Genomic DNA, 24,826 nt, shown 5'->3' with positions numbered 1-24,826 from the left:
TCCTCCTGGTGCCGCCGTGTCGGCGGTGCGAACGCCCTAGTTTCGCCCGGCACGGGCCATACCGCCAAGCATGGAGCCCGGTCAGGGGTCGACCTGCACCTGCTGGCCGATCTGCAGCACGGACCGGGCGTCCATGCCGTTGAGCCGGTAGATCTGGCGCAGGCCGACGCCGTACTTGCGGGCAATGCCCGACAAGGTGTCGCCGCTGCGCACCCGATGGCTACGCGGCGGCGCGTCGCCCGGCGCAGGCGCGGCAGGCAGGTCACGGGCCGCCAGCAGTGTCGCCGGGTCGGCGGGCACCAGGACTTCGCGCGGCGCGCCGGCGGGCAGTCGGCCACCCCGGTAGGCCGGGTTGAGGCGCCGCAGCTCGCGGGCGTCGACCACCAGCTTCAGGGCCGCCTGGTCGAGGCTGTCGGTGCCGGGCGGGAGCGGCAGGCGCGCCAGCGGCACGAAGCGCGCGTCGCGCGGCAGTTCGAGCCCCTGTCGTTCGGGTTCGGCGATCAGGCAGGCCAGGGCCCGCAGCTTGGCCACGTAGTCGTAGGTGATGCGCGAAAGCCCTTGCGGCAGCCTGCGTTCGGCCGAGGCATCGCGGTGTCCGTTCGCATTGAAGGCGCGCAGGATCCTGTACTCGCCGGCGTTGTAGGCCATGGCCGTCGCGCGCCAGTCGCCGTCGAACCGCGTCGACAGGCTGGCCAGGTAGTCCAGCGCGGCGTCGGTGGACGCCACCGGCGACATGCGGCCGTCATAGCCGGACTGGATGCGGATGCCGTGGTTGCGGGCGGTGCTGGCGATCATCTGCCACATGCCTGCGGGGCCGCCGGGGCCAATGGCCGCGGGGTGGTACCAGCTTTCGACGATCGGGATGAGAACAAATTCCGCCGGAAGGTCCCGCCGTTCGACTTCGGCGGCGACGTAGGCCATCAGCGGCAGGATGTCCCGCAGGTGCTTGGCGAAGGAGGCGGGGTGCCCGGCATAGCGCTTGCGCCAGGCCCGGTTCGCCTCGCCCTTGATGCACACGGGCGACTGGAAGTTGCCGGCCAACTGGTCGAACAACTCGGCGCCGGTATTGATCGGGTCGGGCGGCGAGGGCGGGGTGTCGGGCAGCGCCAGCGGCGACATCGGCGCCACCACGCCGTGGCCGGCCTCCGGGGCGGCGGGCGCGGGAGGCGCCGGTGATGCGGCAGCGGCCGGCGGGGCCGGCTCGGTGTCCGGCCCCACCGGCCTGACCGGTACCTGGCAGGCGGCCAGCAGCAACGCCGGCAAGAGCAACAGCGCCTTCAGTGACTTCATCCGGCGAATCCGTCCTTCCAGGCGCGCAGCTCGGCGAAGGTCTCCAGACGGTCCCGGGGCGGACGGCCCAGGCGCCGGCCGATGCTTTCGCGCACCTGCGCGGTGTCCACGCGCAGGAAGGGATTGCAGGCACGTTCGCTGGCCAGCGGCACCGGCAGGCTCGGTTCTCCGCGGGCGCGCAGCCGCCGCACGTCCTCCAGGCGCTGGTCACGCGCCGGGTTGGCAGGCTCGGCCTCCCTGGCGAAGCGGCCGTTGGCTTCGGTGTACTCATGACCGCAGCAGACCCGGGTTTCGCCGGGCAGGGCCGCCAGCCGGTCCAGCGAGGCAAGCATCTGCGCCGGGCTGCCCTCGAACAGCCGTCCGCAGCCAAGGCTGAACAAGGTGTCCCCGCAGAGCAGCAGGCCGGCGCCATGGAAGACGATGTGGCTGCGCGTGTGGCCCGGTACGGCGATAACGTCGAATTCGGCGCCCAGTGCCGGTACCTGCACCTTGTCGCCGTCTCCGACGCGCCTGGTGGCCGGCGGCATGCGTTCGTCGTCCGGGCCGTAGCAGGGAACCGGGAAGGCTTCGAGCAGCGCCTGGACGCCGCCAACGTGGTCGGGGTGGTGGTGGGTCAGCAAGACCGCCACGGGCTTGAGGCCGCGCGATGCGGCCGCCAGCACCGGAGCCGCTTCACCCGGATCGACCACGATGCAATCGCCGTCGCGGCCGGCCAGCAGCCAGATGTAGTTGTCCCGGAACGCCGGCAGCGCAATGACTTCCAGGATGCCGGCGGGATTTTCCGGGACGACGGGCAAGCGGGGTGACCTCGAAGGCGTGAATGACGCAGAATCGGAAACATGCCCGTGGCTCCCACCCCCCGTCAACACGAAGGCAACGCCGACGCCTGGTTCTGCCGGGAGCCCGGCTTGGCCCTGCTGCACCAGATCCAGCGCGAGGCGATACCGGAGCTTACGCGCGTGTTCGGGCAAAGCGGCCTGTACCTGCGCCCCTGCCGGGCGCTGCCGGAGGCGCTGTCGGGCAACATGCTGGCCCAGGTGCTGAGCCTGTACCGGCACGAGGACCACTTCCGGGGTGCCCTGGCCTGTGGTGATGAAGCCCTGCCGCTGGCCAGCGGCAGCCTGTCGCTCGTCTACGCGCTGTGTGTGCTGGAAACCTGCCCGGACCCCGACGCGCTGGTGGGCGAAATCGCCCGGGTGCTCAAACCCGGCGGCGTGGCGCTGCTGGCCAGCCTCAACCCCTGGGGCCTGGCGCGGCTGCGCTGGGCCTTGCGCGGACTTCGGGGCATCGACCCGGTGCGCCTGGGCCAGCAGGTGGTCGACAATGGCCTGGAAATCGAACGCCAGCATTGGCTGGGGCCGGTCTGGGCGCCGACCGCCGGGCTGGAACTTCGCGAGCCGCGCGGCCAGGGCCTGTTCGCCGGGCTGCGCGCCGCGCACCTGATCGTTGCGCGCCGGCGCGAGCCCGGCATGACGCCGCTGCGCACCGGCACCCCCAACATGGCCCTGCGCCCGGGAATGACCGCTGGATGAGCCTGTCTTGAGCAAGAAAAGCGTTGAAATACACACCGATGGCGCCTGCCTGGGTAATCCTGGCCCGGGCGGCTGGGCGGCCCTGCTGCGCCACGCCGGCCGCGAGCGCGAACTGGCCGGAGGCGAAACCGAGACCACCAACAACCGGATGGAGCTGATGGCGGCGATCATGGCGCTGGAAGCGCTCAAGTCGCCCTGCGAGGTCGAACTGTCCACCGACTCGCAATACGTGCAGAAGGGCATCGGCGAATGGCTGCCGAACTGGATCCGCCGCGGCTGGAAGACCGCGGCCGGCCAGCCGGTCAAGAACCAGGACCTGTGGATCCGTCTCGACGCCGCCGCCAAGCCGCACGCGGTGCGCTGGAAATGGGTCAAGGGCCATGCCGGCCATGTCGAAAACGAACGCGTGGACAAGCTCGCCCGCGCCGAAGCCGAAAAACTGAGGGGTTGAACCGCCGCATGCGCCAGATCGTGCTCGACACCGAAACCACCGGCCTGTCCTGGGAAAAGGGCAACCGCGTCGTCGAGATCGGCTGCATCGAGCTCGTCGAACGGCGGCCGACCGGGCGGCACTTCCACCGCTACTTCAATCCCGGTCGCGAAATGGAGCCTGGTGCGCAGGAAGTCACTGGCTTGACCCTGGAGTTCCTGCAGGACAAGCCGCGCTTCGATTCCGCGGTGGACGAGTTCATCGAATTCATCCGGGACGCCGAGCTGATCATCCATAACGCCAGCTTCGACGTCGGTTTCCTGGACTACGAACTGTCGCTGGCCGGCAAACACTTCGGCCGCATCACCGACCACGCCGGCGTGCTCGACACCCTGGCGATGGCGCGCGAACGCTACCCGGGCCAGCGCAATTCGCTCGATGCCCTGTGCCGCCGCCTCGGCGTGGACAATGGCCACCGCAAGCTGCACGGGGCGCTGCTCGACGCCGAACTGCTGGCCGAGGTGTACCTGGGCATGACCTCGGGGCAGGGTGACCTGGGCCTGGCCGCCAGTGGCGAAACCGACGCCGCCGACGCCGCCGCCACCGCCACCCGGCTGGCCAACGCGACCATGCCAAGGGTCCTTCGGCGCGCCAGCGCGGCCGAGGAGGCCGCCCATGCCGAACGTTTGGCGAAGATCGCCGCGAAAGCCGGCAAACTGCTCTGGCCCGGGACCGCATCCGGGGCCTGAACCCGTTGTTGGATGTGCCAGGGGTTTCCACCCACCACGAGGTCGCCTTGAACGCCACCGTCCTGCTCACCTCGGTTGACATCAACATTCCCGGCTACCGCATCCTGCGGCCGATCGGCGAGGGCGGCATGGCCTCCGTGTTCCTGGCCGTGCAGGAGTCGCTGGATCGCGAGGTCGCGCTCAAGGTCATGGCGCCGGCGCTGGCGGCCAACGCCGAGTTCGCCCACCGCTTCCTGACCGAAGGCAAGATCACCGCCAGGCTGCAGCACCCGAACCTGGTGACGGTCTACGACATCGGCAACCACGGCAACGTCTATTACCTGGCGGCCGAATACATTCCCGGCGGCACGCTCAAGGACCGCCTGGAAGCCGGCGGCCTCAGCGTCGGCCAGATCCTCGACATCACGGCCGATATCGCCCATGGCCTCGATTTCGCCCACCAGAAGGGCTTCGTGCACCGGGACGTGAAACCGGGCAACGTGCTTTTCCGCAACGACGGTCGCGTGGTGCTGGCCGATTTCGGCATCGCCAAGGCCATGGACGGCAGCAACAGCTCCACCGTCGCCGGCACCTCGATCGGGACCCCGGACTACATGAGCCCGGAACAGGCGCGCGGGGAGTCGGTGGACGGGCGCTCGGACCTCTACAGCCTCGGCGCCGTGCTGTTCGAGATGCTCGCCGGCACGCCGCCTTACCAGGCCAGCGACGCCTTCACCGTGGCGCTGATGCACGTCACCCACCCGGTGCCCGCATTGCCCGACGAGCACGCCTGGCTGCAGCCGCTGGTCGAGGGCCTGATGGCGAAGGATCCGGCGCAGCGTTTCAATACCGGCGCGGCCTTCGTCGAGGCCATGCACAAGTGCGTGGCCGGTGCCCCGGCGGGCGCCGTGGGCGTGGAGACCCGCGCGCGGCGTCCCGGCAGCGACCGCATCGCCGGTGCCACCCAGCAGCGCACCCGCATCCGTCCGGGGGAGAAAGCCACCCGCCCAGCCTGGCTGCTGCCGGCGGCGGGCTTGGCGGGCACCTTCGTGGTCGCGCTATTGGCCTGGTGGCTGATGACGCCGTCGCCACCGCAGGCCGCGCCGCAACAGCCGGCCTCCGTGCAGATGCCGACGGCGGCAGAGGCGGCTGACGGCCCGCTGCCGGAAGGTTTCAGTTTGCCGGCGGCGGTCGATGCGCCGGCCGACGACCGGCTTGAAAGACTGCTCAATGCCGGCGATGCCCTGTTTGGGAACGCGATCAAGCCGGGTCCCGACTTCGGTCGCAAACTCGATTACCCGGACGATGACAGCGCGCTGGGTTATTACCGGCAGGCGCTGGCCATCGAGCCCGAAAACGCCCGTGCCAGGGCCGGCGTGGCGAACGTGGTGGCCTTCTATCGCAGCAATGCCTTCGAAGCCTGCAACCTGGGACGGTGGGTGCAGTGCCAGGTGCTGGTGATGAAGGGGCAGGCGGTGGACCCGGCCGACCCCTACCTGCAGCAGCTGCAGGACGCCGCGGTGGCGGGAAAAAACGGCGAGAACCCGACGCTGCCGGCGCCTCCGGCCGGCTGAGCCGCGCGACCTAGCGGCGACGCAGCAGGATGACGGTGACGTTGTCGGAGCCACCGCCGTCGAGCGCCGCCGACACCAGGTGGTCCACGCACTCCTGGGCCGACAGTTTGGTGCGCGCCAGCAGGGACGCGATGGTGGCGTCGTCCACTTCTTCGGTCAGGCCGTCGCTGCACAGCAGCAGCTGCTGGCCGGGCCGCAGCTCGCCCGACAGGGTCTCGACCTTCAGGCTCTGCGGGTCGGTGACGCCCAGGGCCTGGGTGACCACGTTGCGGTGCGGATGCACGCGGGCCTGTTCGGCGGTGATGGCACCCTGATCGATCAATTCCTGCACGTAGCTGTGGTCGGCCGAGAGCTGGCGCAGCTCGCCATTCCACAGGTAGGCGCGGCTGTCGCCGACCCAACCCACTTCGAAGCGGTTCTCCGCGATGCGCAGGGCCACCATGGTGGTGCCCATCGGCAGGCTCTCGGCGCGCTGCTTGCTGTGCCGGATGATGTCTTCGTCGGCGCGGCGGATGGCGTCCACCAGCGAATGCCCGGCGCGCACCTCGCGGACCACGGTGTCGCGGGCGAGCGCGCTGGCGACTTCACCGAACTCATGGCCGCCCATGCCGTCGGCGACCAGCCACAGACCCAGCTCGGCGTCGCCGTAGTAGGTGTCCTCGTTCAGCTCGCGGCGCAGGCCGACGTGGCTCAGGTGCCCGAATTCGATCATGCGCACTGCCCGTGGTTGGCCGGCGTGGAGGTCGGTTGCATCAACGACATCATGCGTTCGCCCTGCGCCGGGCTGCAAGCGGCCACTCAGAATTCCATCCGGAAGCCAAGCGCGAGGTTGTACTGCGAGCTGCGGTCCTTGCCCATCAGGCGCTCGTAGTAGAAGAAGCCCGAGCGCCCCTTGGTCAGCACCATCGACAGGCCCAGGCCGATCCGGAAATAGTCGGTATCGAGTGCATCGCCGCGCAGCCGCATCGCCGTTCCCGTGGGGTCGTTGAGGAAACGCGCCTCGATCGCCTGGGGGTCGTCGCGGAACTCGTGCTCCCATTCCAGCTGAAGGTGGGGCATGAGCACGCCCCAGCTGGCGCTGTGGGTGTAGGTGAGCTTGCCGCCGAGCACGCTGGCCACGGATTCGAGTTCACGCTCTTCGATGCGCAGGCCCAGGCCCGAACCCGGGCCGGGCTGCAGGGTCTCTTCGATCGCGTCGAAGTCCAGGCGGGTGAACAACAGCCGGCCGTAGGGTCCCAGGCCCCAGGCGCCGCGGTTGAAGTCGCGGCCGAAGGTGACGGCCATCGACAGCATGTCGCCGTCGGACGAGGACACGGCGCTCTGGTCGATGGTCTGCGTACCACCACCGGCCAGGGGCAGGGTGTAGCGGATATGGCGCAGCAGGTCGTAGTCGTTCCGGCCCCAGGTCAGCACGCCATCCACGTACCAGCTGTCGGGCTGGTAGAACGTGGTGTAGCCGGACACGCTCCAGCCGGAGGTCTCCACCTCGCCACGACCGTCGGGCAGGCGGGTGTCCTGGCGCGTCATGCCGACGGCGCCACCCAGGATCCAGCGGTCGCTGATCCGGTAGTCGAATCCGGCCGTGACGCCTTCGATGTCGGTGTCGTAGGCCGGATCGACCTGGCCCGGCTCCACTTCGCCGCGACCCAGGGTGCCCGAAGCGAAAAAGCCCCACCGGCTGAAATCCGTGCCGATTTCCATGGTCGGCTCGTCCCCGTCCCCCGCCTGCGCCAGCAGGCCCAGGGAGAACAGCCCCTGGGGCGTGGTCAGGGCCAGGCCGCCGAAGTCGGTGCCCTGGGTGCCGCTGCGCAGCGCGGCGATGCGCGCCCGCAGGTTCTGGAACTGCGACTGGGCGGCGGCGAAGGCGGCATTGCCCTGGGCCAGCGCCAGGTCAGCCATCAGCTGGTCCAGCGCCAATACGGTCGCGGCCGGGTCCAGCGCGGCGGCTTCGATCAGCTCCAGGCAGCGATCCAGCAAGTCCTGTTGCGCCGCGTTGCGGGCGGGCAGCGCGGCCAGGGCGGGACACAGGCTGTCGACGGCGTTGGCGATTTCAGCGGTGGTGGCGTTCAATCCCGCGAGTTCAGAGAGCGCGCCCTTGAGCGAGATCACCAGCGGGGCCTGGGCCAGGGGCGAGGTGGCGACGATTTCGGCGCCACCGGAGATGTCCGGCGTGACGAAATTGCTGGTTTCGCCATTGGCGCCGGTGGTGCTGGTCGCCGTATCCAGGCTGCCGTTGTTGCTGGTCCAGGTGATGCTGGCGCCCGCCACCGGCAGGCCGCCGGCGTCCACCAGCTTCACCACCAGCGGATCGGAGGGCTGGCCGGCCCGCATGAGTTGGTCGCCGCCGGAAACCAGCGCCAGCGTGCCGGCGGGGTCGACGGCAAGGGTGAAGGCGACGCTGACCGCGGGGGCGTCCTGGCGGGTTGCCGTCACCACCACGGGGCCGGCGGTCGGGCCAGCGGTGACCGTGGCGCTGGCACGGCCGTTGGCATCCGTAGGCCCGCTGGCGACCAGGCTGGCGTCGCCGGCAACGGTCCAGGTGATGCCGACGCCGACTGCCGGCAGGCCACTGTCGTCCGCCAGCACGACCAGCGGGGCCGGGAACGGCAGGTTGGTGGTAATCCCCTGGCCGTCGCCGCTTTCGATGACCAGGCCAGGGACCGCCGTGATGGTGGCATCGAAGGCCAGGCTGATCTCGTCGCCGCTGGCCGGCACGCCATCGGGATCGAACCGGGCGGTGACCGCGCCGGTGAAGGTTCCGGCCGCCGACGCGGTGAAGCTTGCGCCGGCCTGGCCGGCCGCATCGGTGGTGGTGTTGGCCGTGGCCGGGGCGAAGGGGGCGTTGGCGGACCAGCTGATGGCTGCGCCGGCCACCGGCGTGCCGCCCTGGTCGAGCGCGACGCCAAAGGCGACCGGCGTGTTCGGCGTCCCCGTCGCCGGATTGGCGCTGGTGGCCACCAGGTTGAAGGGAAGGGCCGTGGTGGTCAGGTTGAAAGTGACGCTGACGGTGGGCGCATCCTGGCGCGTTGCGGTGACGGTCACCGGTCCGGCGGTGGCGCCGGCGGTGACCGTTGCGCTGGCCTGGCCGCTGGCGTCGGTGACGCCGCCGGGCGAGACCACGGCGTCGCCAGCCACGGTCCAGGTAATGCCGACGCCCGCCGCGGGCACGCCGCTGTCGTCGGCCAGCACGACCAGCGGCTGGGCGAAGGGCTGTCCGGTGTCGGCCTGCTGGCCGTCGCCACTGGCGATGGCCAGTCCGGGCACGGCGGCGATGTTGGCGTCGAAATCGAAGCTCACCTCGTCACCGTTGGCCGGTATGCCATCGGGGTCGTAGGTGGCGGTCAGTGCCGCGGTGAAGCTGCCGGCCGTCGCCGGCGTCAGGGTGACGCTGGCGTTGCCCGCGGCATCGGTCAGGCTGGTGGTGGTCACGGGGCCAAAGGGCGCGGCGGCGGCGGTCCATTCGATGGTTCCCGCCGGAATCGGCACGCCACCCTGGTCGAGCTGCACGGAGAAGGTCTGCGCGACCCCGACCGTGCCTGTCGCCGGGTTGGCGCTGGTGGCGACAAGCGAGAAGGGCAGGGGCGCCGCGACGGTCACCTGGAAGGTGCGGGTGTTCACCGCGCAGGGCACGCAGGCGACGCTGGCTTCGATGGTGTAGACGCCGGGTACGGTGGCGGTGAAGGAGGCATCACTCTCGCCGGCCGCCAGCAGGCTGCCGGTGACGGCGCCGTCGCCGCCGGCGGGCTCGCCGGTCAGTGCCCATGAAACCGCGGTGCCATCGGGTCCCGGGAAAGTGAGGCTGCCGAAATAAACGGTCAGCGTCTGGAGGTCACCTGCCGTCATCGCCACCGTCTGCGGCGTTACCGCATCGAGCGCGACGGCCTCGACCTGCACCGTGAAATCAACCGGCGGCACGGCACCGCAGCCTTCCAGGACGAAGGTGACGGGGCAGACCACGCTGCCACGCACGGTGAAGGTGCCCTGCGCGGTGATCGTTTCAGTCAGGGTGGCGATGCCGAAGGTGTCGGCGGGCCGCGTGCCGTAGGCCGTGGGGGGCGTCAGGACGTTGTAGTTGGTCGCCAGTCCGCCGGCATTGCCATTGATCTGCAGACTGGTGGCAACCGTGAAATCCTGGATCTGGTTGGTCACCACCGTCGCGGCCGTGGAGTTGGTGTAGACGAACTGGTTGTTGGTGGTGAAGCTGAAGGTCAGGAAGTTGCCCGCGCAGCCGCCGCTGAGGCAGGTGGCGGTGACGGTGCCGCTGGCGCCGGGGTTCGGGCCCAGGATGACGTCGAAGGTATAGGGGGTGTCGAGCGTGATCGTCGGGTTTGCCGGCGGCACGATGCTGGCACCGCCGGTGTTGTCCGGCACGTCGACCACCAGCGATATGTTCACCGTGGCGGCGCAGGCGGTTTGCGCCTCGAGCGTGAAACTGACGGTGCTGCCCGCCGGCGCGAGCTGGCTGGTCGGACCGATGGCGACGAAGTCGCAGGACTGGGCGCTGGCTGCGCTGCTCCAGGCCAGGGCCAGGCAGGCCAGGGAAATGACGACGGCCCAGTGCCAGGCTCGACGAAGAATGGAGTCGACCGTCTGTCGGCCCGTCGCGACGCTGCCTTTCGCGTACATCGCATTTCCCTTGGTTTACCGTTATAACGGCGACACGAGTATAGCGGCTGACGCGCCGCTGCAAGTGCCTCGGCGCGGGCCGCATTGCTTCCCTGGGAGCCATGCCTATGAACCTGCCCGACGCGTGTCCGGTGCTTTCCCGCTTCTCCGTTTTCGCTTTTGGTTTTGCCCTCGTCGTGCTCGCAGGCTGGCCGGTCGCGCCGGCCCAGGCGGCGGTGCGGAACGCCGAAGACCTGATGATCGTCGATTGCCTGCTTCCCGGGCAGATCCGCAAGCTTGGCCGCCAGGCCACCTACCTCAGCGCCCGGCGTCCGGTACGCACCACCCAGGCCGACTGCGAAATCCGCGGCGGCGAATACGTCGCCTACGACCGCGCCAATTACCAGACTGCGCTCAAGGTGTGGCTGGAAGGTGCGATGGCGGGAAGCCCCGAGGCCCAGAACAACGTCGGCGAAATCTACGCCAAGGGCCTGGGCACCGCGCCCGATTACGGCATGGCCTTCCAGTGGTTCAAGAAGGCCGCGGAGCAGGGCTACGGGCGGGCCAAGATCAACCTGGGCTTCCTGTACGAGCAGGGCCTGGGCGTGGCCCAGGACCAGGCCGCCGCGCTCAACCTCTACCGCGAAGCCTCGGGCATCGAGGACGAATTGCTGTACGCGTCGGTCGTGCAGGTCGAGATCCGTGCCAAGGACGAACGCATATCCGGCCTGCAGCAGCAGGTGGCGCAGGGTGAGGCGGAATCGGCTGCGCTGCGCGAGAAGGTGCGCAAGCTTGAACAGGAGCTCGTGCAGCGCCGCAGCGCCCTGCAGCAGACCCGGCAGGAGCTGGCGCGCACCGAACAGCGCCTGGCCGATGCCCGCGCCAGCCGCGACGACCCGCTGACCCAGCTGCTGGAAAACCAGCTTCTGGCCCAGCAGGAACAGATCAATGACCAGCGCACCCAACTGGCCGCGCTCGAACGCGAAGCCGGCAGCGGCGGCGCGCTGCTGGCCAGCGTGCCGCGCCTGGAAATCCTCGACCCGGTGTTCGTGGCCACCCGTGGCCGCAACACCGCCGTCTATCGCGGCGGCCCCGGCACCCGCAAGATCGTCGGCCGCGTCACCGTCCCGCAGCTGGTGCGCGAGATCACCATCAACGGCAAGCCGGCGCCGATCGGCGCCAACGGGGCGTTCAGCGCCGAAGTCGAAGTGCCGGCCGGCGGCGCCCAGGTACAGGTTGCGGCGGTGGACACCAGCGGTACCCGTGCCCAGCTCGACTTCACCCTGCTGCCGCAGGCGGGCGGTGGCAGCGCGCCGATGGCCGCTGCGCCGGCGACCGCCGGCACGGTGCCGCGCGGCGTCAAGCTCGGCCGTTACCATGCCGTGGTCGTGGGCAACAACAGCTACCGCGACGCTGGCTACCCGACGCTGCAAAGCGCGGTGAACGACGCCAACGCCGTCGCCAACATGCTGCGCAGCCGCTATGGCTACGAAACCACCGTCGTGCACAATGCCACCCGGCTGGAGCTGCTGACCGCGCTCAATGAAATGCGCGAGACGCTCAAACCCGAGGACAACCTGCTGATCTACTACGCCGGCCACGGCGAGATAGACGCCCAGGGCCAGGGATACTGGGTGCCCACCGATGGCGTGCAGGGCAATCCGAAGTCCTGGATCTCCAACGCCGTCGTCAGCGACATCCTCAACACCGTTGCCGCCAAGCACGTGCTGGTGGTCGCCGACTCCTGCTACTCGGGCACGATGACGCGCGCTTCGGTGCCGACCTTCGCCACCGGCGCCATGCCGCCCGACAAGTGGAACGCCTGGGTCAAGGCCATGGCCGATGGCCGCAGCCGCACGGCGCTGACTTCGGGCGGGGTGATGCCAGTGCCCGATACCGGCAGCGGCAAGCACAGCTACTTCGCGCGGGCCTTCCTGAACGTGCTTCAGGACAATGACCGCCTGCTCGAGGGCCAGCGCCTGTTCCAGGAGGTGGCGACTTCGCTGGCACTGGGCGCCATGGACGCGCCGCTGGCGCAAATGCCCGAATACGCGCCGATCCGTTATGCCGGCCACGAGAGCGGCGAGTTCTTCTTCCTGCCCAAGGGGGCGCGTGCGGCCACCGGTCCATGAGGCTGGCGGGCCGGCCTCGCTGCCCCTATAATCGCGGGCCCGGCGCCAGCCACGGCGGCACCGGGTCCGGAGAGGTGGCAGAGCGGTTGAATGTACCTGACTCGAAATCAGGCAGGCGTTTATAGCGCCTCGAGGGTTCGAATCCCTCCCTCTCCGCCAGATGCAGCAAGAAGGGGCCCGAAAGGGCCCCTTTTTCATTGGCGCCGGCCGCTGCCACCTTCCTGGCCGCCGCGCCGCCCGCGCTACAATCGAGGCCTTGCCAAGGAGCCCGCCATGTCCGAAATCCACGTCCCCGTTTCCTTCGGCGAACTGCTCGACAAGATCGCCATCCTGCAGATCAAGTCCGAGCGCATGTCCGACCCGGCCAAGCTGGCCAACGTGCGCGCCGAGCTGTCGGCGCTCGAATCCACGTGGATGGCGCACCCGGCGGCCGGCAACGACATCGCCAGGCTGCGCGCCGGGCTCAAGGCGGTGAACGAGCGCCTGTGGGTGATCGAGGACGACATCCGGCTCAAGGAAAAGGCCCAGGCCTTCGACGATGAGTTCATCCGCCTGGCCCGTGCGGTGTATTTCGAGAACGACGAGCGCGCGCGCATCAAGAAGGACATCAACCTGGCGCTGGGTTCGGCCTACGTCGAGGAAAAGTCCTACCAGGACTACCGCTCGGGCCCGCGCCCCTGATTCAGGCGCCGGCCTGCGCCCGGAAGGCCTCGAAGCGGGCGATCACCTCGTCCACCTGCACCAGGTCCATGACGCCGGCAAACTCCACGCGCTTGCCCCAGGGCAGGGCGCTGGCGGGCTTGCCCAGGAACTGCCGCGCCGCCGCGTCGTAGTGGTTCACGGTCCAGCGGCGGTCCGAGTACGGGCCCGACCGTTCGGCGTCCGTGCAGGCGTGCAGGCCCAGCACCGCCGTGCCCATGGCATTGGCCATGTGCGCCGGCCCCGAATCAGGCGTCAGCACGAGCCGGGCACGCCCGAGCAGGGCCAGCAGCTGCTTGAGCGTGTCCTTGCCCACCAGGTCCAGCGCCGGCGCCTGCATCGCGGCCAGGATGGCGTCGGCGGTATCACGCTCGAGCGCGCTGCGGCCACCGCACAGGGCCACCCGCCAGCCTTTCGAGGCCGCGTGGTCGGCGACCGCGGCATAACGTTCGGGACGCCAGTTGCGCAGCACGTGGCTTGAACACGGTGAAACGAGCAGGGTCGGCGTGTCGCCGGGCAGGTGGCCGGCCGCCCAGCGGTGTGCGTCTTCGGGCACCGGCAAGCGCCACTGCACCGGCCCCGGCGTCACGCCCAGCGGCAGCAGGAACTGCCGGAAGGCGTCGAGCACGTGGTGGCCGCCGGGCGGGATGCGTTCGTTGATGAACAGGCCGTGGCCTTCCTTGCTGCGGCCGCGGTCGAAGCCGATGCGGCGCCGGGCGCGGATGGCGGTGGACGCCAGGCCAGCGCGCAGGGCCAGCTGCATGTTCAGCAGCACGTCGAAGCGGCGGCCGGCCAGGCGGGCGCGCAGGTCGCGCCAGGCCGCCAGCCCGGCCTTCTTGTCGAAGACCAGCAGTTCCACGCCGTCCAGGCCTTCAAGCAGTTTGGCCTCGCCCTTGCCGATGACCCAGGTGATGGGCACGCCCGGGAACGCACGCTGCAGGTCGCGGACCAGGGCCAGCGCATGCACGGCGTCGCCCAGCGCCGACAGGCGCAGCAGGCAGATCGAACGCGGCGCGGGCTTCACGGGCATTGGTTAGACTGCACGAATGGGAAACGCCACCGTCATCGCCGCGACCAGGCAATCGATCCGCGACGCGCGAGGGGAGGGGGCGATTGTGTTCGACGCCGCGCGCTGGCCGCAAGCCACGGCCGATGCGCTGGAGCCGGCCGGCTGGAATCCCGCCGCGACACCGGTCGCCGGCGGTGGGCGCGGCGCGGCCTGGTTCGTCGAAGGCACATTCGGCCGCGGCGTGCTGCGCCGGTATCGCCGCGGTGGCCTGGCCGCGCGCGCCAGTCGCGACGCCTACCTGTGGCTGGGCGAGGACCGCGTCCGCAGTTTCGCCGAATTCCGCCTGCTGGCCGCGCTGCGCGCACAGGGATTGCCGGTACCGGCGCCGCTGCTGGCCGGCTATTGGCGTCGCGGCCTGGCGTACCGGGCGGCGATCGTGGTCGAACGCATCGAAGGCGCCATCGCGCTGGCCGACTGCCTGGGCGACCCGGACGCCGCGGCCTGGGCCAGCGCCGGCCGCAGCATCGCGCGCCTGCACGCCGCCGGCGTCGATCATGCCGACCTCAATGCCCATAACGTGCTCCTGGGCGCTGATGGCGAGGCCTGGCTGATCGACTTCGACCGGGGCCGCCTGCGCCGCCCGGCCGCCGGCTGGCGCGAAGCCAACCTGGCCCGGTTGGCGCGTTCTCTGGCCAAGCTGTCCGGCCCGGGGAGCGACACCTGGCGCGGCGGGTTTGCGCGGCTGCGCCGGGCTTACGAGGAAACCATCGTCGGCGCAATGGCCGGAACCGTCGCGGAGGCTTCCCGATGAGCTGGTCGCTGCGTTTCCTGGGGGTGGGCAATTCGCAGGCGGCCGTGCTGCTGGGCGCGTCCTCGGCGGTGATCGAATCCGACGGCGAACCGCTGCTGATGATCGACTGCGGCCAGGAAGCCCTGACCGCCTATGAAGGCGTTTATGGCGGCCTGCCGGACGCGCTGTTCATCACCCACGTGCACATGGACCACGTGGGCGGCCTGGAGCGGCTGTTCTTCGCCACCTATTTCGATCCGGCGCGGCGCGGCAAGGTGCGCCTGTACGTGCCGGTCGGCGTGCTGCCGCACCTGCAGGCGCGTCTGGCCGACTACCCGGGCGTGGTCGCGGAAGGCGACGCGAACTGGTGGGATGCGTTCCAGCTGGTGCCGGTGAGCCGCGGCTTCTGGCATGCCGGGCAGTGGTACGACGTTTTCCCGGTGCGCCACCACCTGCCCGACACCGCCTTCGCACTGCGCCTGCCGGGCAGCCTGGTCTGGACCGGAGACACCCGGCCCATTCCGGAAATGCTGGCCAGGTTCGCCGGTGCCGGGGAAATCGTCGCCCACGACTGCGCGCTGCGGGGTAATCCGTCGCACAGCGGCCTGGACGACCTGGAGCGCGAGTACCCGCCCGGGCTGCTCTCGCGATGCGTGCTCTACCACTACGCCACGCAGGCCGACGGCGTGGCGATGCGCGAACGCGGCCACCGCGTCGCCAACGCCGGCGACGTGCTGGCATTGGCCGAACCCTTGCCCGCGCCCGGCCGGCCGGAGGTCCCGTGAACGCCCTGGTCTCGGAAGCCATCGCCGTGCGCGACCAGTTGGGTCGGCCCCTGCGCGACCTGCGCATTTCGGTCATCGAAACCTGCAACTATCGCTGCCCCTACTGCATGCCCGCCGACAGCACGCCGCCGGACGGCACGCTTGGCCGCACCGGTCGCCTGGACTTCGATGAAATCGAAACCGCGGTGCGCGCCTTCGCCCGCCTGGGCGTCAGCAAGCTGCGCCTGACCGGCGGCGAACCGCTCTTGCGCAAGGGCCTGCCCGACCTGGTGGCGCGCCTGGTGCGGGTGCCGGGCATCACCGACCTGGCGCTGACCACGAACGGCGCGCTGCTTGCCGGCCAGGCGCGGGCGCTGCGTGAGGCGGGCCTGGGTCGGCTGACGGTGAGCCTGGACGCGCTGGACCCGACGCTGTTCCGCGAGCTCACCGGCGGCCGCGGCGAACTGGACGACGTGCTGGGCGGCATCGCCGCCGCCGAGGCCGCAGGCTTCGATTCACTGAAGATCAACTGCGTGGTGCAGCGCGGCGTCAACGAGTCGCAGGTGCTGGCGCTGGCCGGCCACTTCCGCGGCACGCCGCACGTGCTGCGTTTCATCGAATTCATGGACGTCGGCACCTGCAACCGCTGGCAGGCGGCGAACGTGGTGCCTTCGCGCGAACTGCGCGACACCATCGCCGCGCGCTGGCCGCTGCGGCCACTGCGCGAGGCCTACCGGGGCGAGGTGGCCAGCCGCCACGCCTATGTCGACGGCGCCGGCGAGGTGGGTTTTGTCAGCTCGGTCAGCGAACCCTTCTGCGGTGACTGCCACCGGGCCCGGCTGTCGGCCGACGGCCAGCTGTTCACTTGCCTGTTCGCCGGCAAGGGCCTGCCGCTGCGCGAAGCGATCGCGGCGGGCGAGAGCGCCGTGGCCGAACGCCTGCGCGAGGCCTGGCTGGCCCGAGCCGACCGCTACAGCGAACAACGCGCGGCCCGGCCCGGCAATGGCCGGCGCATCGAAATGTATTTCATAGGCGGCTGAGATGGCTAAGAAAAAACTCACCCACGTGGACGCGGCGGGACGGCCGGCGATGGTGGATGTCACCGGCAAGCCCGTGACCGCGCGCGAAGCCGTCGCCGAATGCCGCGTGCGCTTTCCGCCGGCGGTGGCCGTGGCCCTGCGCAAGGGAGGCATGAAAACCGCCAAGGGTGCGGTGATGGATACCGCGATCATCGCCGGGACGATGGCGGTCAAGCGCACGCACGAACTGGTGCCGTTCTGCCACCCGCTGCCCATCGAAGGCTGCCGCTTCGACCTGGCCTGGCAGTCTGAAAACGTGCTGCGCATCGAATGCGGGGTGCGCACCACGCACCGCACCGGCGTCGAAATGGAAGCGCTCACCGGTGCCACCGTCGCCGCGCTGACCGTTTACGACATGTGCAAGGCCTTGTCGCACGCCATCGTCATCGGGCCGGCCAGGCTGTTGGCCAAGCGCGGCGGCAAGCGTGACGTGGGCAGGGCGCGGGCATGAGCGTGACCGTGCTCTATTTCGCCAGCCTGCGTGACGCCGCCGGCCGCGAAAGCGAAATCCTGCCGCTGCCGGCGTCGCTGCCGGCGCTGTATGAAAGCCTGCGCGAAAGGCACGGCTTCACGCTGCCCGTGCAGCGCCTGCGCGTGGCCGTTGACGGCGAGTTCGTCGACTGGGAGGCGACGCCGCGCGAGGGCGCCGAGATCGCCTTCATCCCGCCGGTGTCGGGCGGATGAAACGATTCGGGCTCTGCGACGTCGTGCTCGACCCGGCGCCCCTTCGCCGGCAGCTGCATTCGCCGCAGGCGGGGGCGCTCGCAACCTTCGAAGGCTGGGTGCGCGACCACCATGCCGGACGCGCGGTCACGGCCCTGCGATACGAAGCCTATGCCGACCTGGCCGAGGCCGAGGGCTTGCGCATCGTTGCCGAGGCGGCGCGCCGGTTCGATATCGCGGATGCGGCCTGCGTGCATCGCGTGGGCGACCTGGTCCCGGGCGACCTGGCCGTCTGGGTCGGCGTCAGCGCCGCCCACCGCGGCCCGGCCTTCGACGCATGCCGCTGGATCCTCGACGAAGTGAAGTCCCGCGTCCCCATCTGGAAACACGAACGCTACGCGGACGGGGACGCCGAGTGGTTGCATCCGACTGCGTGACTGGGCGCAGGGGAGTGGAGTTTTAGAAGCCTTGTACGCGGATCAGAGCGAAAAAAGCGCGGATCAAAGCAGATAGGGCGCAAGCGATAAATGGTTTCGCCGCGAACTGCCAAGACGCAGAGCCCCCCTTGGTAAGGGGGGGCGCGCCGACAGGCGCGGGGGATTGGAAGCGCAGACAGGGACCCGGGGTTTGCGAAGCAAACTTTGGGCACCCTTTCGGGCTGCGCCCGAAAGGGTGGCAGCCCCGCCGGCTGATCCCGGCACCCGCATCATCCAATACCGTTGCTGCCTTCCGGCCCTGGCGGAGTTTTCGGACTAGCGTCGCGGGAGGCCGACGGGGCCACCATTGAAGCGAACGGCGCGCCCGGGCTCTGCTGGCCGGACGCGCCGTTGGAAGATGGCGGAGAGAGGGGGATTCGAACCCCCGAAGCGCGGTTTAGACGCTTACACACTTTCCAGGCGTGCTCCTTCAACCACTCGGACACCTCTCCGCAGAGGTAACTGGCTGAATCAAGCCGGAAATGATACCCGCCGGCGGGGCCCGCCACAAGCGCGGCGTGGACACGCTGGCCGGGGGGCAGGGGGGTTGGCACAATGGGCCGTCCCACTTCCGAGCCTCGCATGTCCTATCTCGTCCTTGCCCGCAAATGGCGCCCACGGCGCTTCTCCGAACTGGTGGGCCAGGAACACGTCGTGCGCGCCCTTTCCAATGCGCTTGAAACCGGCAAGGTGCACCACGCCTTCCTGTTCACCGGCACCCGCGGCGTCGGCAAGACCACCATCGCCCGCATCTTCGCCAAGTCGCTCAACTGCGAACGTGGCAGCGGCGCCGAACCCTGCGGCGAGTGCGGCGCCTGCGTGGACATCGATGCCGGCCGCTACGTCGACCTGCTCGAGATCGACGCCGCCAGCAATACCGGCGTGGACGACGTGCGCGAGCTGATCGACAACGCCCAGTACATGCCGGCGCGCGGACGCACCAAGGTCTACCTGATCGACGAAGTGCACATGCTGTCCAAGAGTGCCTTCAACGCGCTGCTGAAGACGCTCGAGGAACCGCCGGGCCATGTGAAGTTCCTGCTGGCCACCACCGACCCGCAGAAGCTGCCGGTGACCGTGCTTTCGCGCTGCCTGCAGTTCAACCTGCGCCGGCTCGAGCTGGGCCAGATTTCCGGGCAGATGCAGCGCATCCTCGAAGCCGAGGGCATAGCCTCCGAGCCGGCCGCGATCGAGCTGCTGGCGCGCGCCGCCGACGGCAGCCTGCGCGACGGTTTGTCCCTGCTCGACCAGGCCATCGCCTACACCGGCGGCCAGCTGGGCGAAGCCTCGGTGATCGCCATGCTCGGGACCGTCGACCGTGGCCAGGTTGGCGGCCTGCTCGACGCCCTGGGCGCTGGCGACGGGGCCGCGCTGATGCAGCGCATCGAGGCGCTGGCGGCCTATTCCCCGGATTTCGGCCACGTGCTCGAGGACCTGGCGGTTGCCTTGCACCGCATCCAGCTGCAGCAGCTGGTGCCGGGTGCGGCCGGCGAGGAGCTGCCTGCGGCCTGGGCCGCGCTGGCCGACGGGCTTTCAGCCGAACTGGTGCAGCTTTGGTACCAGATGGCGGTCACCGGCCGTCGGGACCTGGGCCTGGCGCCCAGCCCGCGGACCGGCTTTGAAATGACCCTGCTGCGCATGCTGGCCTTCCGGCCGGCCGGGCCGGCGGGGGGTGCACGTGCCGCCGCGATCGGCCAGGGCGGGGCCGCATTGGCAACGGCGTCCGCCTCGGCGACATCGGCTGCCAGCGTCGGCCCGGCCAGGGCGACTGCCCCGGCGCCGGCGCCGCCGGCGGCTGCACGCGCGCCGATGCCGCCGAGCCCGCCCAAGCCTGCTCCGGTCGCCGAGGCCTCCGGGGTCGTTGCCCCGGCGCCTGCCCCGGCGACGCCGGCGCCCGCACCCGCACAAGCGTCCCCGGCTGCGGGAAGTCCCACGCGCCTGGCCGCGGTCGAAGACTGGCTGGACCTGGTGGCCGATGCCGGCCTTCGCGGCCCGGTGCGCGAACTGGCGGCGCATTGCGCCTTCTGCGGATTCAACGACGGCGTATTGTCGCTGTCGCTGCCCGACAGCTTCGACCACCTGCGCAGCGATTCCCTGGTCCGACAGCTGGCCCAGGCCCTCGCCGGCCCGCTGGGCCAGCTTCCGCAGGTGCGCTTTGAATCCGCGCGCGCCGCCGCCGGCACCGAAACCCTGCACGCGCGCACCGAGCGCCAGCGCGGCGAGCGCCAGGCCGGCGCCGAAGCCGATTTCCTGGCCGATCCCGTGGTTGCCCGGCTCGTGCAGCAGGGCGCCCGGCTGGTCCCCGATTCCGTCCGTCCCCTCGACGACCACTGACAGCAAAAGGAACAAACCATGCGAGGCAACATCGCCCAACTCATGCAGCAGGCCCAGCGCATGCAGGACAACCTCAAGAAGGCCCAGGAAGAACTGGGTGGCATCGAGGTGCAGGGCCAGTCCGGCGGCGGCATGGTCAAGGTCACCCTGACCGGCAAGATGGAGTGCCGCGCCGTGCGCATCGATCCTTCGGTGCTGGCCGACGCGGAAATGCTCGAAGACCTGGTGACCGCCGCTTTCAACGACGCCGTGAACAAGGCCAACGAGGAAAGCCAGAAGCGCATGTCGGCGGCCACTGCGGGCATGCCGATCCCGCCGGGCATGAAACTCCCGGGCATGTTCTGAGCCGCCCATGAGCGCCTCGCCGCTGCTGTCGCAGCTGATCGAGGCCCTGCGCTGCCTGCCCGGCGTCGGCCAGAAGTCGGCGCAGCGCATGGCCTACCACCTGCTCGAACGCGACCGCGAGGGCGGCCTGCGTTTGTCGGCTGCGCTGGCCGAGGCGGTTGAGAAAGTGGGGCACTGCGAAACCTGCCGCGATTTCAGCGAAACGCCGGTCTGCGCAATCTGCGCCAGCGGCTCGCGCGAGCGCGGCCTGCTGTGCGCGATCGAGTCGCCGGCAGACCGTTTGGCGATAGAAACCGCTACCGGCTACCGCGGCCTGTATTTCGTGCTGCAGGGGCGGCTGTCGCCGCTGGACGGCATCGGCCCGCGCGAGCTGGGTCTGGACAAACTGGCATCACGCCTGGCCCAGGGCGAAGTGCGCGAACTGATCATCGCCACCAATCCCACCGTCGAGGGCGAGGCCACCGCGCACTACCTGGCGCAGCTGGCGCACCAGGCCGGGGTCAGCCCCAGCCGCCTGGCCCACGGCGTGCCGCTGGGTGGCGAGCTTGAGTTCGTGGACCGCGGCACGCTGGCGCATGCTTTTGGTTCGCGCACGCAGATCACTTCCTGAGGAGCGAAAGATGGCCACGATCTTCGACAAGATCATCGCCCGCGAGATCCCCGCCGACATCGTCTACGAAGACGAGCAGGTGCTGGCGTTCCGCGACATCAATCCGCAGGCGCCGGTGCACGTTCTTTTCATTCCCAAGACGCCGGTCGCCACGCTCAACGACCTGGGCCCGGGTGACGAGGCCGTGGTCGGGCGGCTGGTGATGGCCGCCGCGTCCTATGCCAAGGCCGAGGGGTTCGCGGAAAACGGCTACCGCGTGGTGGTCAACTGCAATGGCGACGGCGGCCAGTCGGTCTATCACGTCCACCTGCACCTGCTGGCCGGGCGTGCCATGAGCTGGCCGCCCGGCTGAAGCCGGCGGGGTTCACCACCAGAACGGGTAACGCTCGACGATGACGTCCACGTCCTTGCGCTCGGGCCACAGGTAGATGACGTCGGCGGCGACGCTGGGGTAGCGGTAGTCGTAGTCGCCGACCTTGCGGGTCTCGAAGCCGGTGACGCGGCCGGTGATGGTCACTTCGCGGCCGGCCTGGAACACTTCCGGGTCGTAGAAGCCGGCGCGGCAGGCAATGAAGCGGCCGTCGCTCTGGTCCCGCGCCATCGGGCGGCCATCGGCGCCGACGCGCACGCCGACGATTTCGAAGCAGCTCTGCGCCGCCAGCGGATCCACGCGCACGATGCGGCCACCCCAGCGAACCACGTCGCCGGTGGCGCCCGAACGCGCAACCTCGCCCGGCTGCACCGGGGCGTAGGCACCATCGAGCACCTTGGGCGCTGAAACGCAGCCGGCCAGGGCCAGCGCGGCGAACACGGGAAGCAGGCGGGACGGCAAACGATTCATCGGGAGTCTCCGTTGGGACGGGGTGGTTTACCGGGCCGGAAGGCGCGCAGTTCGGCGATCAGCTGGCGTCTTTCTTCCCCGGGCAATCCCCCGCGAGCGTATCGGCCGGCGGCATAACGCCGGCTGAGTGATTCCAGCTCCGCCGACCGGGCGGGCAAGGCCGCTGACAAACGGCGACCGAAGGCGATCGGTGGCTCCCAGGGGGCCTTGGCCAGGCCGGCACGGCGCAGGCGCTTGGCGAAGCCAAGCCACGCGGCCACCAGCGGGTCGCGGCTGGCCGGCTGGCCACGCATCAGGTACCACAGCGTCAGCAGCATCACCGCCCCGGCGCCGAACGCGAAGGCCATGCCCAGCTGCGTGGCGCTGGCCTGGTTGATGCCCAGGGGCCGGAACAGCGCCGCCTGGCGTTCGGCGTCGAACGCCAGTACCAGGTCGTTCCAGCCGCGGCGGGCCCAGTCGGCCAGGTCGCGAATCGGCGCCAGGCCTTCGGGCAGCAGCGCCTCGCTGCGCTGTCGGTCGGCAATGGTGTCGAGCACGCGCGACGGCGCCACGGCCGCGGTCGGGTCCACCCGCACCCAGCCTCGGCCTTCGAGCCAGACCTCGTTCCAGGCATGGGCGTCCATGCGTCGCACCACCCAGTAGTCGGCATAGGGGTTGCGGTAACCGCCGGAGTAACCCAGCACGACGCGGGTGGGGATGCCGGCCGAACGCATCAGCACCGCGAAGGCGGAGCTGTAGTGCTGGCAGAAACCGACCTTGGTTTCGAACAGGAACTCGTCGACGCCGTGCCGGCCGGTGGGCGGCACCGACAGGCTGTAGCTGAACTCCTGCTCGATCCAGTCCAGCGCGCGCCTGACGACCTGGACGTCGTTGTCGCCTGCCTCGGCACGCCACTGGCGGCCCAGTGCCACGGCCCGCGGATTGAAGCCGGCCGGCAGTCGCGTCGCCAGCCAGCGCAGGCTGGGGTCGATCCCGGTGCCAAGCTGGCCGGCGGGAGACGAAACCGCCTCGTACCTGAGCAGGCGGTTGACCGGCGAGGAGGTGACCACGCTGGCGTCCGCAAGCATCTGCCCCCCCTCGGGGGCCTGCATCGGCAGGTCGAGCACCGCCAGGTAGCGCTGCTCCGTCGGCTCCAGCGTGACTTCGTAGCGCACCACGCTGTCGCCGGCCTGCACCCGTGCGCCGGCCAGTTCGGCAATGCCCCGTTCACGGGTCCAGCTGCTGCCGTCGAAATTCCACAGTACCTGCGCGCGCCAGTACATCTGCCGCGGTGGTGGCGCCGGGTCCAGGAAGCGTACGCGCAGGGCCGGGCTGTCGTCGGCGAACAGGTCCACCCACTCGTCGGGCGTCATGCGCTCGCCCAGTCCGCCCTGGCCCAGCACGTTTTCCGGCATGCCCCACAGTGGCGTGGACAGCCGCGGAAACAGCCAGAATGCCGCCAGCGCAAGCGGCAGTGCGATGGCGACCGCGCGCAGGGTGTCCCAACCGCGGGCCCGGTCGAGCCGGGGCGGCGCGGCGCCGGGCCGATGTTCGGCCAGCATGGCCAGTCCCACCAACAGCAGGCCGAGCGCCAGCATCGCCAGCATGAGCACCAGCGGCCCCTGGTCCTGAAGGAACGCGGCAAACGGCGCGAACAGCGAAAAACCCAGCAGGCTCCGGGCATCGCGCAAGGTCCGGGTTTCGCCGGGTTTCACCGCCAACAGGGTGGCGAGCAGTGCGGTGCCGGTGTCGCGGCCGAGGTTGAAGCCGAAGGTGAACAGCATGTAGCCCATCACCATTGCTATCACCGTCATCCGCAGCAGCGCCGGCCAGCGACGGTCGAAGAAATAGCCCAGCGCGGCGACCATGCCCAGGACGATCGCCATCCCGGTGGGGACCTGCAGCAGAAGGGGCAGCAGGCAGGCACCGGCAGCGGCCATGCACCAGCGGCGAAGTGGTGGCGGCAGCGGCATCGGGTCAGCCATGGGGCATCAGCGCCAGGGCACGCAGGCAGGCGTGGCGGTGGTCGGGGCCGCGGCCCGGCCCCAGGGTGGCCGATGGCAGGTGCAGGCGATAACGATGGCCCAGCCGTTCGGCGTCCACCACCCAACGCGCCAGCCGTCCGATGCGGGCTTCGTGGGCCAAGGGATGCAGCGCCTGCCAGTCGAGCTCAAGTTCGCGCGGGGCACTGGCTTCGTATTCGCGAACCAGCAGGCGTTCGGCGCGCGCGGAGGGCTTCCATGCCACCTGCTTGAGGGGGTCGCCGGGCCGGTACTCGCGCAGGTGGTGCGGTTGTTCGCCGTGTTGCCGGGTGCGGCGGGAACTGCTGTCGCCGCCCTGGTCGGGCAGCGGCACCTGGCCGGCTTCGGGGCAGGGGTAGACCAGCAGGCGGGTGCGCGGCAACAGCCACGTCCAGGCCCGGGCCAGGCCCAGCGGCCGGATCGTCGACACGCGCAGGCGGCCGGGATCGAGCCAGCCTCGCGCCCTGGTGGGCAGGGCCAGGGTCACCTCCGCGCGCTCGCCGGGCGCCAGGTCCAGGAAACCTTCCGCCTCGCCGGCACGCAGTTCCAGGCCGGGCCGGCGGCGGAGGCCGGTGGCTTCGAAGGCGGCGCGCACGGCGATGGGCTGGCCGGCGAACACCGGCTCGGCATGCAGCGCCACCAGCCGCAGGCCCGACAGCGTCAGGTGGGCCTGCACCAGGGAATTGTGCGCCACCGCGATGGTGACGAAGGCCAGCAGAAGGGCGGGGTTGTTGTTGTAGTTCAGGCCGCCCAGCACCATCGCCATCAGCATCAGCGCCAGGAACAGGCCGAAGCCGGTGGGCAGTATGTAGATGCGGCGGCGGTCGATGTGCACCGGCAGGTCCTCGACCTGGCGCGGCTTGACCAGCGGAAGGCGGGCGAGACGTTCGCTGACGCGGTCGACGAAGTCGGGCGTGCGCGCCAC

The 24,826-nt window shown here is 70.2% G+C and carries 24 protein-coding genes, 2 tRNA genes and 1 other RNA gene; 17 read left to right on the top strand and 10 right to left on the bottom strand.

Annotated elements, in window-relative coordinates; translation table 11 throughout:
- Window positions 1-81: 81 nt before the first annotated feature.
- Window positions 82-1,290, bottom strand: a complete 1,209-nt coding sequence (locus tag ACYVJH_RS05430) for a transglycosylase SLT domain-containing protein (RefSeq protein WP_460453616.1) — start codon at window positions 1,288-1,290, stop codon at window positions 82-84.
- Window positions 1,287-2,054 (bottom strand): hydroxyacylglutathione hydrolase, encoded by a 768-nt coding sequence (gene gloB / locus ACYVJH_RS05425; RefSeq protein WP_460454271.1) that lies wholly within the window; start codon window positions 2,052-2,054, stop codon window positions 1,287-1,289. Before gloB ends, ACYVJH_RS05430 begins: the two co-directional genes overlap by 4 nt.
- A gap of 81 nt (window positions 2,055-2,135) precedes the next feature.
- On the opposite strand from gloB, the gene ACYVJH_RS05420 reads away from it, so the two are divergent.
- Genes ACYVJH_RS05420 through ACYVJH_RS05405 form a run of 4 tightly spaced genes read left to right on the top strand, consistent with a single transcriptional unit; the run spans window position 2,136 to window position 5,554 of the window.
- A complete protein-coding gene (locus tag ACYVJH_RS05420) occupies window positions 2,136-2,822 on the top strand; it encodes a class I SAM-dependent methyltransferase (protein WP_460453615.1) in 687 nt (228 codons plus the stop codon).
- A gap of 7 nt (window positions 2,823-2,829) precedes the next feature.
- Window positions 2,830-3,273 carry a ribonuclease HI gene (gene rnhA, locus ACYVJH_RS05415; RefSeq protein ID WP_460453614.1) on the top strand — a complete coding sequence of 148 codons (444 nt, stop codon included), beginning with the start codon at window positions 2,830-2,832 and terminating at the stop codon, window positions 3,271-3,273.
- Window positions 3,274-3,281: 8 nt separating this feature from the next.
- Window positions 3,282-4,001: a DNA polymerase III subunit epsilon gene (dnaQ, locus tag ACYVJH_RS05410; RefSeq protein WP_460453613.1), complete on the top strand. Its 720-nt coding sequence runs from the start codon at window positions 3,282-3,284 to the stop codon at window positions 3,999-4,001.
- Between the two features lie 47 nt (window positions 4,002-4,048).
- Window positions 4,049-5,554, top strand: coding sequence for a serine/threonine-protein kinase (locus ACYVJH_RS05405; RefSeq protein WP_460453612.1), 1,506 nt, complete (start codon window positions 4,049-4,051; stop codon window positions 5,552-5,554).
- A gap of 10 nt (window positions 5,555-5,564) precedes the next feature.
- On the opposite strand, the gene ACYVJH_RS05400 is transcribed toward ACYVJH_RS05405, so the two are convergent.
- Window positions 5,565-6,266: a PP2C family protein-serine/threonine phosphatase gene (locus ACYVJH_RS05400; protein WP_460453611.1), complete on the bottom strand. Its 702-nt coding sequence runs from the start codon at window positions 6,264-6,266 to the stop codon at window positions 5,565-5,567.
- An 86-nt stretch (window positions 6,267-6,352) separates the two neighbouring features.
- Complete coding sequence (locus ACYVJH_RS05395; protein ID WP_460453610.1) at window positions 6,353-10,180, bottom strand: autotransporter domain-containing protein; 3,828 nt, start codon at window positions 10,178-10,180, stop codon at window positions 6,353-6,355.
- 107 nt (window positions 10,181-10,287) lie between these two features.
- Between ACYVJH_RS05395 and ACYVJH_RS05390 the strand changes: the two genes are divergently transcribed.
- The 3 genes from ACYVJH_RS05390 to ACYVJH_RS05380 all read left to right on the top strand — a co-directional run bounded on the left by ACYVJH_RS05390 (window position 10,288) and on the right by ACYVJH_RS05380 (window position 12,972).
- A complete protein-coding gene (locus ACYVJH_RS05390; RefSeq protein ID WP_460453609.1) occupies window positions 10,288-12,291 on the top strand; it encodes a caspase family protein in 2,004 nt (667 codons plus the stop codon).
- A gap of 68 nt (window positions 12,292-12,359) precedes the next feature.
- Window positions 12,360-12,450, top strand: a tRNA-Ser gene (locus tag ACYVJH_RS05385).
- A gap of 114 nt (window positions 12,451-12,564) precedes the next feature.
- Window positions 12,565-12,972: a DUF6165 family protein gene (locus ACYVJH_RS05380; RefSeq protein WP_460453608.1), complete on the top strand. Its 408-nt coding sequence runs from the start codon at window positions 12,565-12,567 to the stop codon at window positions 12,970-12,972.
- A gap of 1 nt (window position 12,973) precedes the next feature.
- Here the strand turns inward: ACYVJH_RS05380 and ACYVJH_RS05375 are convergent, their stop codons facing one another.
- On the bottom strand, window positions 12,974-14,020 hold the full coding sequence (locus ACYVJH_RS05375; protein WP_460453607.1) for a glycosyltransferase family 9 protein: 1,047 nt from the start codon (window positions 14,018-14,020) through the stop codon (window positions 12,974-12,976).
- 16 nt (window positions 14,021-14,036) lie between these two features.
- Between ACYVJH_RS05375 and ACYVJH_RS05370 the strand changes: the two genes are divergently transcribed.
- Genes ACYVJH_RS05370 through ACYVJH_RS05345 form a run of 6 tightly spaced genes read left to right on the top strand, consistent with a single transcriptional unit; the run spans window position 14,037 to window position 17,732 of the window.
- Window positions 14,037-14,810, top strand: a complete 774-nt coding sequence (locus ACYVJH_RS05370) for a 3-deoxy-D-manno-octulosonic acid kinase (protein ID WP_460453606.1) — start codon at window positions 14,037-14,039, stop codon at window positions 14,808-14,810.
- Window positions 14,807-15,574, top strand: a complete 768-nt coding sequence (locus ACYVJH_RS05365) for an MBL fold metallo-hydrolase (RefSeq protein ID WP_460453605.1) — start codon at window positions 14,807-14,809, stop codon at window positions 15,572-15,574. The genes ACYVJH_RS05370 and ACYVJH_RS05365 overlap by 4 nt, the downstream gene beginning before the upstream one ends.
- Window positions 15,571-16,593, top strand: a complete 1,023-nt coding sequence (moaA, locus tag ACYVJH_RS05360) for a GTP 3',8-cyclase MoaA (RefSeq protein ID WP_460453604.1) — start codon at window positions 15,571-15,573, stop codon at window positions 16,591-16,593. The genes ACYVJH_RS05365 and moaA overlap by 4 nt, the downstream gene beginning before the upstream one ends.
- 1 nt (window position 16,594) lies before the next feature.
- Window positions 16,595-17,083: a cyclic pyranopterin monophosphate synthase MoaC gene (gene moaC, locus ACYVJH_RS05355; RefSeq protein ID WP_460453603.1), complete on the top strand. Its 489-nt coding sequence runs from the start codon at window positions 16,595-16,597 to the stop codon at window positions 17,081-17,083.
- The gene (locus tag ACYVJH_RS05350; RefSeq protein WP_460453602.1) at window positions 17,080-17,316 is read left to right on the top strand and encodes a MoaD/ThiS family protein; all 237 of its coding nucleotides are present in this window, start codon (window positions 17,080-17,082) and stop codon (window positions 17,314-17,316) included. The genes moaC and ACYVJH_RS05350 overlap by 4 nt, the downstream gene beginning before the upstream one ends.
- Window positions 17,313-17,732 (top strand): molybdenum cofactor biosynthesis protein MoaE, encoded by a 420-nt coding sequence (locus ACYVJH_RS05345; RefSeq protein WP_460453601.1) that lies wholly within the window; start codon window positions 17,313-17,315, stop codon window positions 17,730-17,732. The genes ACYVJH_RS05350 and ACYVJH_RS05345 overlap by 4 nt, the downstream gene beginning before the upstream one ends.
- 241 nt (window positions 17,733-17,973) lie before the next feature.
- On the opposite strand, the gene ffs is transcribed toward ACYVJH_RS05345, so the two are convergent.
- An RNA gene (ffs, locus tag ACYVJH_RS05340) (signal recognition particle sRNA small type) lies at window positions 17,974-18,070 on the bottom strand.
- A gap of 60 nt (window positions 18,071-18,130) precedes the next feature.
- Window positions 18,131-18,223, bottom strand: a tRNA-Ser gene (locus tag ACYVJH_RS05335).
- 130 nt (window positions 18,224-18,353) lie between these two features.
- Here ACYVJH_RS05335 and dnaX point away from each other — a divergent pair.
- The 4 genes from dnaX to ACYVJH_RS05315 are packed head-to-tail and all read left to right on the top strand — an operon-like array spanning window position 18,354 to window position 21,412.
- Window positions 18,354-20,105, top strand: coding sequence for a DNA polymerase III subunit gamma/tau (gene dnaX / locus ACYVJH_RS05330; protein ID WP_460453600.1), 1,752 nt, complete (start codon window positions 18,354-18,356; stop codon window positions 20,103-20,105).
- 18 nt (window positions 20,106-20,123) lie between these two features.
- Window positions 20,124-20,450 carry a YbaB/EbfC family nucleoid-associated protein gene (locus tag ACYVJH_RS05325; protein WP_460453599.1) on the top strand — a complete coding sequence of 109 codons (327 nt, stop codon included), beginning with the start codon at window positions 20,124-20,126 and terminating at the stop codon, window positions 20,448-20,450.
- 7 nt (window positions 20,451-20,457) lie between these two features.
- Window positions 20,458-21,060, top strand: coding sequence for a recombination mediator RecR (recR, locus tag ACYVJH_RS05320; protein WP_460453598.1), 603 nt, complete (start codon window positions 20,458-20,460; stop codon window positions 21,058-21,060).
- 10 nt (window positions 21,061-21,070) lie between these two features.
- Window positions 21,071-21,412 (top strand): histidine triad nucleotide-binding protein, encoded by a 342-nt coding sequence (locus ACYVJH_RS05315; RefSeq protein ID WP_460453597.1) that lies wholly within the window; start codon window positions 21,071-21,073, stop codon window positions 21,410-21,412.
- Between the two features lie 12 nt (window positions 21,413-21,424).
- On the opposite strand, the gene ACYVJH_RS05310 is transcribed toward ACYVJH_RS05315, so the two are convergent.
- Genes ACYVJH_RS05310 through ACYVJH_RS05300 form a run of 3 tightly spaced genes read right to left on the bottom strand, consistent with a single transcriptional unit; the run spans window position 21,425 to window position 24,826 of the window.
- Window positions 21,425-21,901 (bottom strand): Slp family lipoprotein, encoded by a 477-nt coding sequence (locus ACYVJH_RS05310; RefSeq protein ID WP_460453596.1) that lies wholly within the window; start codon window positions 21,899-21,901, stop codon window positions 21,425-21,427.
- The gene (locus ACYVJH_RS05305) at window positions 21,898-23,865 is read right to left on the bottom strand and encodes a transglutaminase TgpA family protein (protein WP_460453595.1); all 1,968 of its coding nucleotides are present in this window, start codon (window positions 23,863-23,865) and stop codon (window positions 21,898-21,900) included. Before ACYVJH_RS05305 ends, ACYVJH_RS05310 begins: the two co-directional genes overlap by 4 nt.
- On the bottom strand, window positions 23,858-24,826 hold the full coding sequence (locus ACYVJH_RS05300) for a DUF58 domain-containing protein (protein WP_460453594.1): 969 nt from the start codon (window positions 24,824-24,826) through the stop codon (window positions 23,858-23,860). The genes ACYVJH_RS05305 and ACYVJH_RS05300 overlap by 8 nt, the downstream gene beginning before the upstream one ends.

This window comes from Arenimonas aestuarii, from assembly GCF_054781715.1.
This window is presented reverse-complemented; position numbering and strand designations above follow the sequence as displayed.

What these genes read in the sequence shown, in the direction of transcription:
- ACYVJH_RS05315 (WP_460453597.1), top strand. Translation starts at nt 21,071, where the DNA reads ATGGCCACGATCTTCGACAAGATCATCGCCCGCGAGATCCCCGCCGAC.
- ACYVJH_RS05430 (WP_460453616.1), bottom strand. Translation starts at nt 1,290, where the DNA reads ATGAAGTCACTGAAGGCGCTGTTGCTCTTGCCGGCGTTGCTGCTGGCC.
- ACYVJH_RS05365 (WP_460453605.1), top strand. Translation starts at nt 14,807, where the DNA reads ATGAGCTGGTCGCTGCGTTTCCTGGGGGTGGGCAATTCGCAGGCGGCC.
- ACYVJH_RS05350 (WP_460453602.1), top strand. Translation starts at nt 17,080, where the DNA reads ATGAGCGTGACCGTGCTCTATTTCGCCAGCCTGCGTGACGCCGCCGGC.
- ACYVJH_RS05305 (WP_460453595.1), bottom strand. Translation starts at nt 23,865, where the DNA reads ATGGCTGACCCGATGCCGCTGCCGCCACCACTTCGCCGCTGGTGCATG.
- recR (WP_460453598.1), top strand. Translation starts at nt 20,458, where the DNA reads ATGAGCGCCTCGCCGCTGCTGTCGCAGCTGATCGAGGCCCTGCGCTGC.
- ACYVJH_RS05375 (WP_460453607.1), bottom strand. Translation starts at nt 14,020, where the DNA reads ATGCCCGTGAAGCCCGCGCCGCGTTCGATCTGCCTGCTGCGCCTGTCG.
- ACYVJH_RS05400 (WP_460453611.1), bottom strand. Translation starts at nt 6,266, where the DNA reads ATGATCGAATTCGGGCACCTGAGCCACGTCGGCCTGCGCCGCGAGCTG.
- moaC (WP_460453603.1), top strand. Translation starts at nt 16,595, where the DNA reads ATGGCTAAGAAAAAACTCACCCACGTGGACGCGGCGGGACGGCCGGCG.
- dnaQ (WP_460453613.1), top strand. Translation starts at nt 3,282, where the DNA reads ATGCGCCAGATCGTGCTCGACACCGAAACCACCGGCCTGTCCTGGGAA.
- ACYVJH_RS05325 (WP_460453599.1), top strand. Translation starts at nt 20,124, where the DNA reads ATGCGAGGCAACATCGCCCAACTCATGCAGCAGGCCCAGCGCATGCAG.
- ACYVJH_RS05380 (WP_460453608.1), top strand. Translation starts at nt 12,565, where the DNA reads ATGTCCGAAATCCACGTCCCCGTTTCCTTCGGCGAACTGCTCGACAAG.
- ACYVJH_RS05370 (WP_460453606.1), top strand. Translation starts at nt 14,037, where the DNA reads ATGGGAAACGCCACCGTCATCGCCGCGACCAGGCAATCGATCCGCGAC.
- ACYVJH_RS05390 (WP_460453609.1), top strand. Translation starts at nt 10,288, where the DNA reads ATGAACCTGCCCGACGCGTGTCCGGTGCTTTCCCGCTTCTCCGTTTTC.
- dnaX (WP_460453600.1), top strand. Translation starts at nt 18,354, where the DNA reads ATGTCCTATCTCGTCCTTGCCCGCAAATGGCGCCCACGGCGCTTCTCC.
- ACYVJH_RS05395 (WP_460453610.1), bottom strand. Translation starts at nt 10,180, where the DNA reads ATGTACGCGAAAGGCAGCGTCGCGACGGGCCGACAGACGGTCGACTCC.
- ACYVJH_RS05345 (WP_460453601.1), top strand. Translation starts at nt 17,313, where the DNA reads ATGAAACGATTCGGGCTCTGCGACGTCGTGCTCGACCCGGCGCCCCTT.
- ACYVJH_RS05310 (WP_460453596.1), bottom strand. Translation starts at nt 21,901, where the DNA reads ATGAATCGTTTGCCGTCCCGCCTGCTTCCCGTGTTCGCCGCGCTGGCC.